Origin of the sequence: Chryseobacterium sp. GVT01B (assembly GCF_019970045.1) — a bacterium.
In the GTDB taxonomy this organism is placed as follows: Bacteria; Bacteroidota; Bacteroidia; order Flavobacteriales; family Weeksellaceae; genus Chryseobacterium.
In genome coordinates, this window is the sequence record NZ_JAHXYI010000006.1 from 314,612 (window position 1) to 331,521 (window position 16,910).

The 16,910-nt window shown below is 37.7% G+C and carries 13 protein-coding genes; 6 read left to right on the forward strand and 7 right to left on the reverse strand.

Annotated features, from left to right (window positions below; translation table 11 throughout):
* Positions 1-22: 22 nt before the first annotated feature.
* From odhB to glgB, 7 genes are all read right to left on the reverse strand, one after another.
* Complete coding sequence (gene odhB, locus LC457_RS16305; protein ID WP_223600829.1) at positions 23-1,285, reverse strand: 2-oxoglutarate dehydrogenase complex dihydrolipoyllysine-residue succinyltransferase; 1,263 nt, start codon at positions 1,283-1,285, stop codon at positions 23-25.
* 39 nt (positions 1,286-1,324) lie between these two features.
* Positions 1,325-4,138, reverse strand: a complete 2,814-nt coding sequence (locus tag LC457_RS16310) for a 2-oxoglutarate dehydrogenase E1 component (RefSeq protein WP_223600830.1) — start codon at positions 4,136-4,138, stop codon at positions 1,325-1,327.
* Between the two features lie 125 nt (positions 4,139-4,263).
* On the reverse strand, positions 4,264-5,304 hold the full coding sequence (locus LC457_RS16315) for an SRPBCC domain-containing protein (protein ID WP_105701373.1): 1,041 nt from the start codon (positions 5,302-5,304) through the stop codon (positions 4,264-4,266).
* 182 nt (positions 5,305-5,486) lie between these two features.
* Positions 5,487-6,755, reverse strand: coding sequence for a glucose-1-phosphate adenylyltransferase (locus LC457_RS16320; protein WP_105701372.1), 1,269 nt, complete (start codon positions 6,753-6,755; stop codon positions 5,487-5,489).
* 18 nt (positions 6,756-6,773) lie between these two features.
* Positions 6,774-7,310 (reverse strand): hypothetical protein, encoded by a 537-nt coding sequence (locus LC457_RS16325; RefSeq protein ID WP_223600831.1) that lies wholly within the window; start codon positions 7,308-7,310, stop codon positions 6,774-6,776.
* A 2-nt stretch (positions 7,311-7,312) separates the two neighbouring features.
* Entirely contained in the window at positions 7,313-8,719 is a 1,407-nt protein-coding gene (locus LC457_RS16330; RefSeq protein ID WP_223600832.1) for a glycogen synthase, read from the reverse strand.
* Between the two features lie 3 nt (positions 8,720-8,722).
* Positions 8,723-10,669, reverse strand: coding sequence for a 1,4-alpha-glucan branching protein GlgB (gene glgB / locus LC457_RS16335; RefSeq protein ID WP_223600833.1), 1,947 nt, complete (start codon positions 10,667-10,669; stop codon positions 8,723-8,725).
* 199 nt (positions 10,670-10,868) lie between these two features.
* Between glgB and LC457_RS16340 the strand changes: the two genes are divergently transcribed.
* From LC457_RS16340 to LC457_RS16365, 6 genes are all read left to right on the forward strand, one after another.
* On the forward strand, positions 10,869-11,990 hold the full coding sequence (locus tag LC457_RS16340; protein ID WP_223600834.1) for an alpha/beta hydrolase: 1,122 nt from the start codon (positions 10,869-10,871) through the stop codon (positions 11,988-11,990).
* A 90-nt stretch (positions 11,991-12,080) separates the two neighbouring features.
* Positions 12,081-13,496: a M17 family metallopeptidase gene (locus LC457_RS16345; protein ID WP_223600835.1), complete on the forward strand. Its 1,416-nt coding sequence runs from the start codon at positions 12,081-12,083 to the stop codon at positions 13,494-13,496.
* A 141-nt stretch (positions 13,497-13,637) separates the two neighbouring features.
* Complete coding sequence (locus LC457_RS16350; protein WP_223600836.1) at positions 13,638-14,852, forward strand: acetyl-CoA carboxylase biotin carboxylase subunit family protein; 1,215 nt, start codon at positions 13,638-13,640, stop codon at positions 14,850-14,852.
* A 3-nt stretch (positions 14,853-14,855) separates the two neighbouring features.
* Positions 14,856-15,134: a hypothetical protein gene (locus LC457_RS16355; protein ID WP_223600837.1), complete on the forward strand. Its 279-nt coding sequence runs from the start codon at positions 14,856-14,858 to the stop codon at positions 15,132-15,134.
* Between the two features lie 28 nt (positions 15,135-15,162).
* Positions 15,163-15,876 carry an alpha/beta hydrolase-fold protein gene (locus LC457_RS16360; RefSeq protein ID WP_223600838.1) on the forward strand — a complete coding sequence of 238 codons (714 nt, stop codon included), beginning with the start codon at positions 15,163-15,165 and terminating at the stop codon, positions 15,874-15,876.
* A gap of 55 nt (positions 15,877-15,931) precedes the next feature.
* A complete protein-coding gene (locus LC457_RS16365; protein WP_223600839.1) occupies positions 15,932-16,885 on the forward strand; it encodes a RimK family alpha-L-glutamate ligase in 954 nt (317 codons plus the stop codon).
* The last annotated feature ends 25 nt before the right edge of the window (positions 16,886-16,910 follow it).

Genomic DNA, 16,910 nt, shown 5'->3' on the forward strand with positions numbered 1-16,910 from the left:
TTACATTATAATTTCATTAAAACTATAATCCAAGGCCTTTTCTTTCGTCACCTCCTAATAATATTTCAACAGGATTGTCGATACCTTCTTTTACCGCAACAAGGAATCCTACAGATTCTTTACCGTCGATAATTCTGTGGTCATAAGACATTGCAACGTACATCATTGGTCTGATTACTACCTGCCCGTCAACAGCTACTGGTCTCTGGATAATATTGTGCATACCTAAGATTGCAGATTGTGGAGGATTGATGATTGGTGTAGACATCATAGATCCGAAAGTACCACCGTTTGTAATCGTGAAAGTACCACCAGTCATTTCGTCAACCGTAATTTTACCGTCTCTTACTTTGATAGCAAGATCTTTGATGTTTGCTTCTACGCTAGCAAAAGACATGTTTTCAGCGTTTCTCAATACCGGAACCATTAATCCTTTAGGACCAGAAACGGCAATTGAAATATCGCAGAAGTCATAGTTTACTTTGAAGTCTCCGTCGATAGATGCATTTACATCCGGATACATTTGTAATGCTCTTGTCACTGCTTTTGTAAAGAAAGACATGAAACCAAGTCCAACTCCATGTTTTTGAGCAAATTCTTCTTTATATTGCTTTCTTAATCTGAAGATTTCAGACATATCCACTTCGTTGAAAGTCGTCAACATTGCTGTTTCATTCTTCACAGAAACCAATCTTTGAGCGATTTTTCTTCTTAAAACTGAAAGTTTAGTTGTAGTGGTAGTTCTAGCACCTGTAGCCGTCATAGGGCTTCCTCCTAAAGCAGGAACTGCCGCTAATTCAGCATCAGTTTTAGTGATTCTTCCGTCTCTTCCTGTTCCTGAAACCTGAGCAGCATCCATTCCTTTTTCGTCAAGGATTTTCTTAGCAGCCGGAGATGGAGCTCCTGTTGCATAAGTTTGTGGAGCAGCTACCGGAGCAGCTGGTTTTGGAGCCTCTTGTTTAGCAGGTTCAGCAGCTTTTGGAGCTTTTGGAGCTTCTTCCTGTTTTGGAGCTTCAGCAGCAGGTGCAGCACCTTCTGGTCTTGCAGCATCCATATCAATTAAACAAACTACCTGACCTACCTGTACTACATCACCTTCTTCTGCCTTTAAAGTGATCACACCACTTTGTTCTGCCGGCAATTCAAGAGTTGCTTTATCTGAATCCACTTCGGCGATAGGTTGATCTTTTTCTACATAATCACCATCTTTTACAAGCCAAGTTGCAATTTCAACTTCTGTAATTGATTCGCCCGGTGAAGGAACTTTCATTTCTAAAACTGACATATCGAGTATTTTTTATTTTTTAATTGGATATTATTTAAATTAAGCTGTAACTGGTCTTTTTGCAGGAGCATCATCTCTGTCGAAAACTCTGTTGATCACTGCATTTTGGTTTTTCTCAAACATTTTGTGGCTACCTGGAGCCGGAGCACCGCTTGGTACCGGAGCAACTACCTGGATTCCTGTATCTCTGAAGTTTCTCAGGATATAAGACCAAGCTCCCATGTTTTCAGGTTCTTCCTGAGCCCAAACCAATTGTTTTTTGTTTTCGTATTTGTTGAAGATCGCTTCAATAGCATCTGTCTGAAGCGGATATAACTGCTCGAATCTTACTAATGCAATATTTTCACAGTTCAGTTCTTCTTTCTTCGCTAATAATTCGAAGTACAGTTTACCTGAACAAAGAACTACTTTTTCTACTTTTTTAGGATCTGCAGTAGGATCGTCCAAGATTGGCTGGAATGTACCGTTTGCAAAATCTTCGATTGGAGAAACCACTTTAGGATGTCTCAATAGAGATTTAGGGCTCATTACGATTAATGGTTTTCTGAAGCCCCATTTCAACTGTCTTCTCAATAAGTGGAAGTAGTTGGCAGGTGAAGTAATATTCGCTACTACCATGTTTTCGTTAGCACAAAGGGTAAGGAATCTCTCCAGTCTTGCTGAAGAGTGCTCAGCACCCTGTCCTTCTGAACCGTGAGGTAATAACATTACCAATCCGTTCTGGATTTTCCATTTTTCTTCTGCAGCAGCAAGGTACTGGTCAACAATGATCTGAGCACCGTTCACGAAGTCTCCGAACTGAGCTTCCCAGATGGTCAATGTATTTGGAGATGCCATTGCATATCCGTAATCGAAACCTAGAACCCCATATTCTGAAAGGTGAGAGTTGAATACATCAAATCTGCTTTCCGATACGTGTCTTAACGGGATATATTCTTCTTCTGTATCTTCTGTTTTTACTACAGCATGCCTGTGGGAGAAAGTACCTCTTTCCACATCTTCTCCGGAGATTCTTACATTGTGACCTTCCACAAGAAGTGTAGCATATGCTAACCACTCTCCTAACGCCCAGTCTAATGAGTTTCCTTCAATAGCTTTGATACGGTTTTCGAAAAGTCTTGTAATTTTATTGATGAACTTTTTATCAACAGGAAGTGTTGACATTTTAAGTGCTAATTCTTTAAGCTTCGCTGCATCATATTTGGTATCCACAGGCAACTGAACTGCTCCTCTCTTTCCAATTGGATAATTCGTCCAGTCTTCAGCCATGAATAGATCCATTACGTTTTTCTCAATCTCTTTAGAAGCATCAAAATCTTTGTCCAGAAGAGCTTTGAATTCCGTTTCCATCTTAGCAATTACGTCATTTGAAGTAACGCTGTCTTTCAATAATTTATCTTTATAAATTTCTCTTGGATTCGGGTGTTTTGAAATCGTTTTATAAAGGTTAGGCTGAGTAAATCTTGGCTCATCACCTTCGTTGTGACCATATTTTCTGTACCCTAAAAGGTCAATATAAACGTCTTTTCCGAATTTCGCTCTGAAATCAGCAGCAAAGTGGATGGCATGAACAACCGCTTCAGCATCGTCAGCATTTACGTGCATTACAGGAGATTCTGTAACTTTTGCAATGTCTGTACAGTATGTTGAAGATCTTGCATCCATATAGTTGGTTGTAAATGAAACCTGGTTATTGACAACGATATGAACGGTACCTCCTGTTCTATATCCTTCCAATGTCATCATCTGAGCCACTTCGTAAGCAATACCTTGTCCGGCAATCGCTCCGTCACCGTGAATGATGATTGGCAATACTTTAGAGTAATCTTTGTATTTGTCATCTACTTTTGCACGACAGATACCTTCTACAAGAGCAGCAACCGTTTCTAAGTGAGACGGGTTTGGCGTAAGGTTGATACAAACTTCTTCTCCTGAAGCTGTTTTGATTTTTTTAGATGATCCTAAGTGATATTTAACGTCACCAGAGAATACGTCTTCTTCGAATTCTTTTCCTTCAAATTCAGAGAAGATCTGCTTGTAAGATTTCCCGAAAATGTTAGTCAATACATTCAGTCTACCTCTGTGAGCCATTCCTAATACTACTTCATCTACTCCTAACTGAGAAGATCTTGAGATCAATTGATCTAAAGCAGGGATTAATGTTTCACCACCTTCCAATGAGAATCTTTTTTGTCCTACAAATTTTGTATGAAGGTAGTTTTCAAAAGCAACTGCCTGATTTAATTTTAATAAGATTTCTGTTTTTTCGTTGGCAGAAAGACTTGGATGGTTTTCATTTACCTGAAGCCATCTTTTGATGAAATCTTTTTCTTCAACGTTGTTGATGTGCATGTATTCTACTCCGATAGAATCACAGTAGATGCTTTCAAGGTGCTTGATCAAATCTGCCAAAGTAGCAGGTTCTTTCATTCCTGTTTCAACCGCGCAGTTGAATTTTGTATTTAAATCTTCTTTAGAAAGACCGAAGTTTTCGATGTCTAAAGTAGGTGTATAGTGTCTTCTTTCTCTAACCGGGTTAGTTTTTGTAAAAAGGTGCCCTCTTGTTCTGTAAGCCTCAATAAGGTTTACTACTTTAAATTCTTTCTTGATATGCTCAGGAACTTCTCCGTTTGATACTGCCTGAGAAATCTGTTGTACTGCCGGGGCAGCGCTGGCCGAAGCCTGAATAAACTGGATGTTATCGTCGTCTCCATAGTTCTCCAAAGCAAAATCGAAGCCTTGAAAGAAAGCTTTCCATGATGGTTCTAGAGAGTCTGGGAATTTTAAGTACTGTTGGTATAAATCCTCAATTAACTGAGAATGAGCTGCGTTTAGGAATGAAAATCTGTCCATTATTACAGTTTATCTATTTATTAAAATTTATTTGTAGAATTAATCTTCAAATTTAATAAAAAAAACCGAGTTAGAACAGTCTGAAACCGTTAAAAAAACTTAAGAAAAAAATAATTAAATAAAAATTACTTATACACTGATAATGAGAGCTTAACGTTTACCTCCTGACCTTCCATCGGACGTTCAATAAAGGTCTGGCGGATATCTCCGAAGCGCATCTCGTCTTTTTTGGCTTTCTGAATGAGCTGCTGAATTGCCCGAATTCGGCCCTCATAGTTCCCTTTATAGTACATTACGTAATTTTGAGACGGATTTACGGATCTAAAATTGAAATTATTATCCGACACTCCAATTTTCTTAGAAAGTGGAATTCCGAGGAAATAAGAAACCTCCTTGTCTTTGTAATTATCCGCATCTGTGATCAGGATTGGATATCCAAATTCATCATCTCTTTTTCCAAGATCCATCGTCACGAAATTATAGACTTTGTTATAATTCATCACGATATTTTTGTAAAGTGCATCTTTCTTGTTCGATGTACTTACATTGATCCCCAACAACAGTTTGTCTTCTTCATTTTCCACCATCAGACTGTCGTATTTAATAGCGGCCATCTGGTTATCTTTTTCTACTTTATTTCCTAAAGAGTTTTTAAGATTTGCCATACTTTTGTTGATGTTTTCGGCAAAACGGTCTTCCGTCCAGAAGTTCCCTACTCTTTTCCAGACAGATAATTTCGGGGTATGTACGTACCAAATGATTTTTGTTTTTTCTGCAGAAACAGGTTTAAACTTAACATCAACCAAAGTTGGATTTTCGTTTTCATCCTCAAAAAGCTGGTATTTCAGGGTCTTATTAAGGTTCTCATACCTGATGAACATTTCTCCATCGGTATCATTTTTAGGATCTACATAGCTAATGGCACTTCCCTGCCCTTCATAAGGCGTATAATAATCAATATCGATAGACTGTGAACTGGTAAAAAAATTATTCCATCTTGTGAAATTCTGAAGATTATTAAACTGTGAAAAAACCTTATCTACCGGATAATCAATCTCTTTTTCAATGGTGAAGTTTTTACTTTCGTCCACAAAATAATACATGGAAGCAGCATAAGCTCCCCCCAACAAAACAACGATAAAAGTTAATATCTTAAAAATACGCATCGCACAAAAATAATACAAATAAAAAGAGTGAACAATATGCTGATCACTCTGATTGTATGTTTAACAATAATTAACCTAGTTAAAGGCAGGAAGCGGGGTGAGGGAAGCTGGAGGATACTGTTAGACAGAAATAGATCGTAGATTTTTGATTATTTTCTGGCTTTGCTCTTGCTTCTTCCTCTTCATCCGATATGTGTTCCCGGAGCAATTACAGCTCCTTTTTTCACAACCACAATCCCATCCTGAACTGAATAAGTTCCATAATCACCATCAGGAATATGTTTTCCTCCGATGATCTTTACATTATCACCTATGTAACAGTTTTTATCAAGAATTGCTTTTTCTATATAACAGTATTTACCGATTCCCATATTAGGACGCCCGCCTCTATCGTTCAGGACAATTTCTGTTGTATTTTGATAGAAATCGGCTCCCATTACGTAAGAATTTACGATGGTACTTCCTTTATCTATTCTTGTTCTGTTTCCAATCACGGAATTTTCAATTTTATCTGCCATGATGATGCATCCATCTCCAAAAACAGCTTTACTTACGTATGAACCATTAATTTTTGATGGTGGAAGCATCCTTGCTCTGGTATAGATAGGTGAAGAAGAGAAAAGATTAAACTGCGGCAAATCCAGGCAAAGGTCAAGATTGGCCTCGTAGAAAGATTCTATAGTTCCAATATCTGTCCAATATCCTTCATACTGATAGCTCAATGTTTTGTATTTTCCAATAGAACTCGGAATGATATCTTTTCCGAAGTCATCACCTGCTCCTTCTTCAAACATCTTTTTAAGGATATTCTTAGTGAAAATATAGATTCCCATAGAAGCAAGGAATTCTTTTCCTGTATGTTTATTAGCTTCTGAAACTTCAGATTTCATCCCTTCCAGCAAATCATAATCCGGCTTTTCATAGAAAGAAGTGATGTTTCCTTCATCGTCAGATTTTAAGATTCCAAAACCAGTGGCATCTTTTGCATTCACCGGAATGGTAGCAATGGTAAGATCTCCTCCGTTTTCAATATGAAAATCCAGCATTTCTCTGAAATCCATCTGATACAACTGATCTCCTGAAAGAATCAAGATATAGTCATAATCATATTTTTCAAGGTGCTTCATTGTTTGACGTACAGCGTCTGCAGTACCCTGATACCAACTGTCATTTTCTACATTCTGCTCTGCTGCCAGAATATCGACAAAGCCTTTGCTGAAAATATCAAAATGGTAAGAGTTCTTAATGTGTGAATTGAGAGAAGCGGAATTAAACTGTGTTAAAACCAGAATTTTATTCAGTCCTGAATTCAGGCAGTTTGAAATAGGAATATCTACCAGTCTGTATTTTCCCGCAATAGGAACAGCTGGTTTTGATCTGGAATACGTTAACGGGAATAGTCTTGTCCCTCTGCCTCCTCCTAAAACAATGGAGATTACATTTCGATTCATAAATATCTTGCGTTTTTTTTATTTTATTAAGTTTACTGTTCGGTTCTTAGTGTTTACTGCTACTTTAAAGCATTCTTTATTTTCATATTTCAGATTTGAATTAACTATTGCCACTTCGTATTCTCCCTGATCATTAAGTTCTTTAACCTGTTTGTCCACATCATCAATAGGAATATTGTGGTCTTTCAATTTGCTTCTGAACATTTTATTTACAATCAGCACATCCATTACATCTGCGCTTTTCAAGGCAAAATTTTCTATATCCTTATCATATTTTGTTTCCCAGCCTTTACCATATTTTTTTGTAATAGCGGCCAGTGTTTTTTTATTCGCCCTGTTTATCTTTTTTTCCAGCTCGTCATCAATAATACATCCGCCGGCATCTACTGTTTTTATTTTCCATTTTTCAGAAATACCATTGGTCGCTTCTTCTCCATATCTATCTTTAAGACCAACCCCGTATAGCCAGAAATAACCATTACGGAGTCCGTCATCTTCTTTTTTACAGGAAGAGACTATAATTATTATTAATAGAAATAAAAAAAGCTTTCTCATATTTAGCTATTATATAAAGCTATGTATTTTTCTGCAGATTTCTCCCATGCAAAATCAAAATTCATGTTGGCATGGATAAGTTCCTCCATGACTCCTTTTTGATTATAAATTGCCATTGCCCTGTTCATCGCATGTACAACATCATCTACACCAGGATACGTAAAATTAAGCCCTGCTCCACCGGTTGAAATATCTTCTACGGTATCTCTAAGACCTCCTGTATATCTTACCACAGGAACGGTTCCATATCTCATGGAATACATTTGATTCAGTCCGCAAGGCTCTACCCTGGAAGGCATCAGAAGAAAATCTGCCGAGGCATATATTTTATGGGAAAGATGTTCTTTGTATCCCAAATCTAAAGCAAAATTGGTGTACGTATAGTCGTATTCTTTTAATTTATTTTCAATATAGGTATTTCCTGAGCCGAGAATCATGATATTTAAAGCTCCGTAGCTTTGCTTAATGCTCCTCCATACTACATCCGGTAATAGATCAGCTCCTTTTTCCGTAGCGAATCTTCCGATAAAGGCAAATAAAGGAAGTTCGGGTTTCAAACCATACTCCTTGCAGAGTTTTTCTTTGTTTTTCTTCTTTTGAGCGACTGCATTTTTGCTATTAAAATTAAAATCCAGCATTGGATCAGTTTCAGGGTTCCAGACTTCGGTATCAATACCGTTGATAATTCCATAGGCTTTCCCGAATTCCTGACGAACCAGGCTTTCCAGTCCGCGGAAGCTAATAAAAAGTTCTTCAAGATATCCTTCGGAAACGGTAGTAAAAGCATCGGCACATTTGATCATACTTGCCAGAGGATTCATGAATCCGTTCCAATCCATCAGTCCCCATTGATAAGCATTAAAAGAAGGCATATAATTCGCCATATTCCAGCTCATCATTCCCTGGTATTCTCCGTTGTGGATGGTACCTATTGTTTTCACACCTTTTAAAAATCCGAATTCCGAACAGTTTTCTACCATAAAAGGAACCAGACCGGTATGATAATCATGGCAATGCAGTACATCAGGCCGAATTTCCATAGCGCACAGCCAATGTAGCACTCCATGCTGAAAAGCCATAAACTGGAAGCTTTCATCCTGATATCCATAAGGGTTTTCTCTGTCTAGTAACCCGGGAATTTTCACCATATACAACTCAAATCCCAGAACATTTGTTTTTTCTTTCAACACCTGAACCTGCAGCATATGATCTCCCTGATGAATAAACCCATCAAAAACCAGATCAAATTCATGATCATAGACAAAGGTTTTATTATACCAAGGCATCACTACCTTAGCATCTATTCCTTTTATTTTATTCTGATATTTCGGAAGTGCCCCGACAACATCTGCCAGACCGCCTACTTTTGCTACAGGATAACATTCTGTACTTAAATGATAAATAACCATTCTTTATCTCTTGTGTTTAATTCTGTGTAATTTATACTTTTTATCTTTCTTCTGTCTTAAAATAATTCCGGCCAATGGCGGAAGCTTCAAGGTCATTGTTTTTGGATATCCTCTCCATTCTTCATACTTCTCCTCCATTATTTCAGGTTCTACTCCGCTTCCGCTGTATTTTTCATCATCGGAATTTAGAACAACTTCCCAATGGGTTCCTGCAGGAATCCCGATTTTATAATCCAGCACTTTGGGTGCCAGATTTAAAGCGACCATCATTACATCGTCCTTTCTTTTTCCTTTTCTCAGGTATACATATACTGAGTTTTCAAGGTCATCTGCTTCAACCCATTCAAAACCATGTTTATCAAACTGATTTTCATAAAAGGCAGTTTCTGATCTGTACAGATGATTCAGTTCTTTTACAATTTCCTGCATTCCTTTATGAACAGGATATTTCAGCAAATGCCAGTCGAGGCTTCTTGTAAAATTCCACTCACTGGTCTGCCCGAATTCATCACCCATAAAAAGCAGCTTGGCTCCCGGGTGGGTATACATATAGACATACAAAGCACGTAGATTGGCAAATTTCTGCCATTCGTCGCCTTTCATTTTATAGATCAGGCTTGCTTTTCCGTGTACGACTTCATCGTGTGACAAGGGCATCATATAATTTTCATTATACATATACATGGAAGCAAACGTAAGTTTATGATGATGGAATTTACGGTTAGGAAAATCTTCTTTGAAATAATCCAGTGTATCATGCATCCAGCCCATCATCCATTTCATTCCAAATCCTACACCGCCATCATGAACAGGTTTGGTAAGCATAGGAAAATCTGAACTTTCTTCTGCTATGGTCATGATATTATCACCAAATTCCTTGTAAACGGCTGTATTAAATTCCTGTAGAAAAGCTTTCGCTTCCAGATTTACATTCGTTCCATATATATTAGGTTCCCATTCGCCTTCATTTCTAGAATAATCCAGATGAAGCATTGAGGTTACAGCATCTACACGCAATCCATCTGCATGATAACGGTCTAGCCAGAACATGGCATTTGAAATCAGAAAAGATTTGACTTCATTTCTTCCGTAATTGAAAATATGTGATTTCCAGTCCGGATGAAAACCTTTTCTCGGGTCTTCGTGTTCATACAGATACGATCCGTCAAAACGATGAAGCCCGTTAGCATCTCCCGGAAAATGGGATGGAACCCAATCCAGAATGACACCAATTTCGTTTCTATGAAGTTCATCAATAAGAAACATCAAATCCTGTGGTGAACCAAAGCGTGAAGTCGCCGCATAAAACCCGGTAATCTGATATCCCCAGCTGGGCTCATAAGGATATTCCATCACAGGCATGAATTCTACGTGAGTAAAACCCATTTCCTTGATATAAGGAACAAGCTTTTTGGCAATATCCCGGTAATTCAGAAAGCGGTCAGGATAATCCCCGTCTCTTACCCATGAACCCAGATGCAGTTCATATACAGATAAAGGAGCTTCCAGTCTGTTTTTTTCCCAGCGGCTATCCATCCATTCCTGATCATTCCATTCATACCATGTAGTAGAAACCAGAGAAGCAGCCTGAATATTCTGTTCCCAGCTCAATGCATATGGATCACTTTTTTCCAGAATTTCGCCTCCTTGTGTTTCAATAGCATATTTGTATAATGTTCCCCAGGTTAAGCCATCAATAAATCCTTCCCAAATTCCAGACCCGTCCCATCTCGGAAACAAAATATGATCTTTATGATTCCAGTTATTAAAATTCCCGATAACAGAAGCTTTCTTTGCATTCGGCGCCCATACTGAAAAGTACACACCCTTTACACCCTCTTTTTCTGCAGAATGTGCTCCAAATTTACCATACAGCTTATAATGTCTACCTTCTTTGAAAAGATACACATCATGATCGGTGAAAAGTGTATAGGTTTTAACAGAATTCATCAAGACCGGTTTGTATTTATATTTTCTTTGAAACTACGAAAAATACTGACAATAGCGATGAATTATTCATCAAATAATTGTCAACTTCATTTCGGTTTTAGTCTATCTATCAAATATATCATTTTTTAACTCAAATTTTTATGATTTCAAAACAATCTTTTTTTATACATTTAACATTAATATTTATTAAACACACACGATGAGGTTTGAACTTTATACCGAAGAAAAAGATGACAGACCGGTATTTATCACCGGAAATTTTAACAGCTGGAATCCTAAAGACTACAATTTTCAGCTTAAACAAACTGATCCTTCCCATTATTTTATAGAAATTGATGATCAGGCTCTTCCAGAAGAAATTGACTACAAATTCACAAAGGGAGGCTGGGAAAATGTGGAGCTGGATCAATATGGAAATATCACTCCCAACAGAAAAGTAAAAAAATCCGTCGGTAAAACTACTGATACGATAGAAAAATGGAGATTGAACTGGGGACCGTTCAAAGAAGAATATTATCCCATTGCTGAAGTGATTTCCGAAAACTTTTATATCCCACAGCTTGACCGCCACCGTAAAGTCTGGGCACTGCTTCCCTATGATTATCATACAACGGATAAACAATATCCTGTTTTGTATCTTCAGGATGCACAGAACCTATTCAATGAAGGAAGCGGATTCGGAAACTGGGAAATTGACAAGAAACTGTCTATCCTTGCAGAATATGGACGTGGTGACCTTATCATTATTGCCATAGAACATGGGAGCGAGGAAAGGATTAAAGAATATATTTTCGATAATGATCATGTAGCCAACGGTTCTGAGGGAAAAAAATATATCCGTTTTATTGCAGATACTTTAAAGCCTTTTGTGGATGAAAATTACAGAACCAAAAAAGACCGTGACAATACCGGAATCGGGGGCAGTTCATTAGGGGCACTCATCAGCATATACAGTGGGTTTCTTTATCCTGAGGTTTATTCCAAGTTACTGATATTCTCTCCTTCTCTTTGGGTTGAGCCTAATAACAACTTTCCAATGATGAATTTCCGGGTTCCTTTTAAAACAAAAATTTATCTTTATGGAGGCGGTCAGGAAGGGTCTAAAATGGTCAAAAGAATTCATATTTTTGAAGAATATCTGAAAAGATGGGAAGAAAAAAAGCTGTTTGATTTTGAGTTTAAGACCAATATCAATCCTGAAGGCACTCATAATGAATTTTACTGGTCACAGGAGTTTCCAAGGGCTATTGAATGGCTGTTCTATGATAACACAGAAAATCCTGTAGAAGTAAAACCACAGCAACAAAGCATTAAAAACTAAATCTATAAAATCGCTGAAGAAAATTTTAAAGCAGACCAGGACAAATGAAGAGCGATAACATATGATTTTAGAAAAAAATAATATCTATTTATGAAACTAATTAATAAAAAAAACAAAAATTACACTCAGATCTTCCACATATTTACAGAGGAAGAATGGACAAAATCCAGTAAAAATTTCAACAAAAATATTTCAACTTTTTTCACAGGAAAGAAGTATGAAGTTTTCATCAATGCTCATGAAGAAGGAGTTACCTATTTCATTGGATTAGGAAAATCTACGTTACAGAATTTCGAAATCCAGCAGGTTGCAGCTAAATTCTCACAGACACAGAAAGAAAAACTGCAGGCAGTACCTACACTGGCTCTGGCAGATTTTATGAATGAAAAACAATTTGAAGAATTTACAAAAGGATTATTGATTGGTACTTACAACTACCCTTTTGAGAAAAAACATGCTTTCTGGAATGTAAAATTTGAATTACATTTTGAGAATTTAAGTCAGAAAAAACTAGATCATATCAGCCAGAAAGCGGAAGCATTGGTAAACGGACAAACTGCCTGTCAGGACTGGCTCAACAAACCGGCCAATCTTAAAAAACCGGATATCTTAAGTACATACCTTAAAAATCTGGCAAAAAAACATGAGTTAAAGTACACCGTTTTCAACAGAAAAAAATGTGAAGAACTTGGATTGGGTGCTTACCTTTCAGTTAACCAGGGAAGTGCTTACGATGCAGCGTTTACTATTTTGGAATATAAAACTACAGTTAAAAATGCCAAGACTTTCGGATTGGTAGGAAAATGTATTTTGTTTGACACAGGAGGAATATCCATAAAAAGCTCTGCCAATCTGCATTATATGAAGTCTGATATGGGTGGAGCTACAGCTGTTTTGGGTACTTTAATTTATGCTGCAGAAATGCAGCTTCCTGTGAACATTATTGCTGTTCTTCCTATTACAGACAATGCTGTTTCTGAAAAAGCCTTGCTTCCAAGTGATGTGATCACAGCATACAACGGAAAAACCATTGAAGTACTTGATACCGATGCCGAAGGCCGTTTGATCCTTGCAGACGGATTATCTTATCTTTCCAAAAACTACAAAACAGATTTTCTGATTGATCTGGCTACTCTCACAGGAAGTTCTGTAAGAATGTTTGGTGACACCTGTGCTGCGATGTTTTCCAATAATGAAGAATTGAAAAATAATCTGATAAAAACAGGAGATCAAACCAATCAGAGAGTATGGAATCTACCTTTATGGGATGTCTGGAAAGACGATATTCAGTCTGATGTAGCCGATATGAAAAACATCTCTCTGAAGCCTGTAGGAGACTGCATTATTGCCGCAAAATTTTTAGAGCAATTCACTGAAAACCATTCTGCTTGGGCTCATTTGGATATTGCCGGAGTAGCATTTGGAAACGTAGGATATGCCAGGGAAAAAGCAGCAACAGGATTTGGCGTTCAACTCCTCGTGAATTTAATTGAAAATTATCATTAAAAATTAGTTTTTTACAAAAAAACTCTGTATAATTGATTAGTGGATTTTCAAAACCGCACGATATTACATTTTATGATATTGATAAAATAACAAATAAATGCTTTTATTTTTGAAAATTCACTAAATCTTAAAAAACATTATATGGAGAAGAAAACTATTGTATGTATTTCGTGCTATTATAAAGGCTACGATTTTATGGACGAAATGAAGAATCTCGGCAATAAAATCATCTTAGTAACCTCTGAAAACCTTAAAGAAAAAAACTGGCCCTGGCATGCGATTGATGAGGTATTTTATATGCCGGAACTCAAACCGTCCGTATGGAATCTGGAGCATCTGATTCAGGGATTTTCCCACCTGATGAAAACCAGAAAAGTAGATGCTGTAGTGGCATTGGATGATTATGATGTAGAAAAAGCAGCATTAATCAGAGAGACATTCCGTATTCCGGGAATGGGACAGACCACACACCGCTATTTCAGGGATAAACTGGCTATGCGGCAGAAAGCAAAAGATTCAGAGATCGGCGTTCCTGAATTTACAGCTGTATTCAATGATAATGAAGTCAACGAGTTTACAGACCGCGTTCCTGCGCCATGGGTACTGAAACCCCGCTCTGAAGCTTCAGCATCAGGAATCAAAAAAATAACGTCCAAAGAACAGCTTTACGAGGCATTAGAAACACTGGGAGAAGAACGTCATCTTTTTTTACTGGAAAGTTTTAAACCCGGAGACGTTTACCATGTGGACAGCCTTACTTTTAATAAAAAAATTATATTCACTTCTGCCTCAAAATACCTTGCTCCTCCTATGCAGGTTTCCCATGAAGGCGGCGTATTCCGGTCCAAGACTTTAGGCCGGTATTCTGAAGAGTTCAAAGCTCTGGAAGAAATTAATGCCAAAGTACTTTCCAGCTTCGGATTGATTAATGGGGCTACCCATACAGAATTTATCCGCGGAAAAGAAGATGGCAAATGGTATTTCCTTGAAACCTCTTCAAGGGTTGGCGGTGCTCATATTCCGGACCTGGTAGAAGCATCAAGCGGCATCAATATCTGGAGAGAATGGGCGAAAATTGAAGATGCTCTTCTGAAAGGCAGTGATTACAGTGTTTCACCGCCCACAGGATATTATTCAGGGCTGATTGTTGCTTTGATTAAAGATAAAGAACCTGATTACAGCAGTTTTGAATGTGAAGAAGTTGTAAAGTTTCTTCCGATAGATTATCACGTCGGGATTGTTTACAAATCCGGTGATGCCTCCGTGGTACAGGAGAGACTGGACTCTGCAGCAGAAATGATTCATGCAGATATGCTGAATATTCTACCTCCAAAAAGCAATAAGTTGAGTTCCTAAAAAATGAAGCGTGACATTGATATTCAAAATGTTATTGAATTCATAATATACAATCTGCCAGAAGATTCCATACTAAAATGTAATTTAGAAAACATAAGCCCGGGAAAATGGCAAAGCAAAGCATATTATCAGTTCGTTGACTCAACTCATGCCAACAAACCTGGCTCAACATGGATCTTTAAAGAAAATATAATCCTCGAACATCCGAAATCAGGAACAATTGTACTGGATATTTTAGAAAAAGATCAGCTTGGAGGAATTGAATTTATCAAATTAATATAAGCACAGTATTAAAATTAAACAAAGAAAAATGCCTCATATAGAACATACAGAGTATTACTCAAATATATTGGGAATCAGCCTCAAGGTAGAAGTGACCGGACATTACGGTCATCCTATCATCATGTTTCCTACTTCTCAGGGACAATATACTCAAAATCATGATTTCCATCTTAACGGTAGTATCAATTGGTTTATAGAACAGGGAAAAGTAAAGCTTTACAATGTTCAGACTATTGACAGCTGGAGTTTTTATGATGATAAAATTTCTCCCCAGCAAAGAATAAGAAACTATGAACGATATGTACAGTTTCTGATCCAGGAATTCGTTCCTTATATTCAGAAGCTTCATAAAACCCATCGCGTAGCCGTAGCCGGAGCCAGTTTTGGAGGGTATCACGCTGCCAATTTTGCATTCAGATTTCCTGACGTGGTTTCTCATCTGTTCTGCCTTTCCGGAGCGTTCAGTATAAGAAATTTTATGGACGGCTATTCTGATGAAACTGTTTACTTCAACTGTCCGAGGGAATTTGTAAGAAATGATGAAGCCTGGAAATATAAACACATGCATATTGTGCTCAGCACTTCTGATCAGGATATCTGCAAAGATAAAAATGTTGAAATGGCCGAAATTTTAAGACTGAAAGGAATAGACTTCTGGTATGATGAAAGAAAATGGATAGGCCACGACTGGCCACTGTGGAGAATGGTATTCCCAACCTTTATAGGAAACTTTTTCTCTTGAAACAATATAAAAGACAAATAGAAAAAAATATACACCCATCTTAAAAACAAAAATTATGACAAAAAAAGTAGGAATTCTTTTCGGTATGGAAGACACGTTTCCCTGGGCATTTATAGACAAAGTGAATGAACTGGGAGGTGGAGAAATCATAGCTGAACCCGTTACCATCGACAAATTAGAACAGGGTGCAGACTATGGTTATGCGGTAATCATCGACAGAATTTCGCAGGACGTTCCCTTTTACAGAGCTTACCTTAAAAATGCAGCTCTTAATGGCACTTATGTAATCAACAATCCATTCTGGTGGAGTGCTGACGAGAAATTTTTCAACAATGCCCTGATGTCTAAACTTGGCATTCCACTTCCTAAGACTGTTTTGCTGCCTTCACACGAAAGGCCGAACAATACTTCTGAAACTTCATTCAGAAACCTGAAATTTCCACATGACTGGGAATATATCTTTAATTATGTAGGATTTCCGGCATACATGAAGCCTCACGACGGCGGTGGCTGGAAAAATGTTTACAGAGTGGAAAACCCGGATGACCTTTGGAACAAATTAGGCGAAACGGAGCAGCTGGTGATGATGGTACAGGAAGAAATAATCTTTGATGATTATTACAGAGTTTACTGTCTGGGCAGAAAATATGTTCACATCATGCCTTACGAACCGAGAAATGCTCCTCATCTGAGATATGCTACTACGCATCAGACAGAAGGTAAAGAACTTGAAAAACTACTGAAAACCATCCATGATTATACCATTACCATGAATGAGGCGTTGGGGTATGACTTCAACACGGTAGAATTTGCCGTAAGAGATGGTATTCCTTATGCAATTGACTTCTGCAACCCGGCTCCGGATGCGGACAGAAATTCTGTAGGGGAAGAAAATTTTGCATGGATCATAGAACATGCTGCAAAACTGGCTATAGAAAAAGCTAAAGAATATGTTCCGGGAAAACCTAACATTACTTGGGGAGCCTTTGTGAAAGATTCCATAAAATAACATTGAAAAGAATTAAAAAACACAA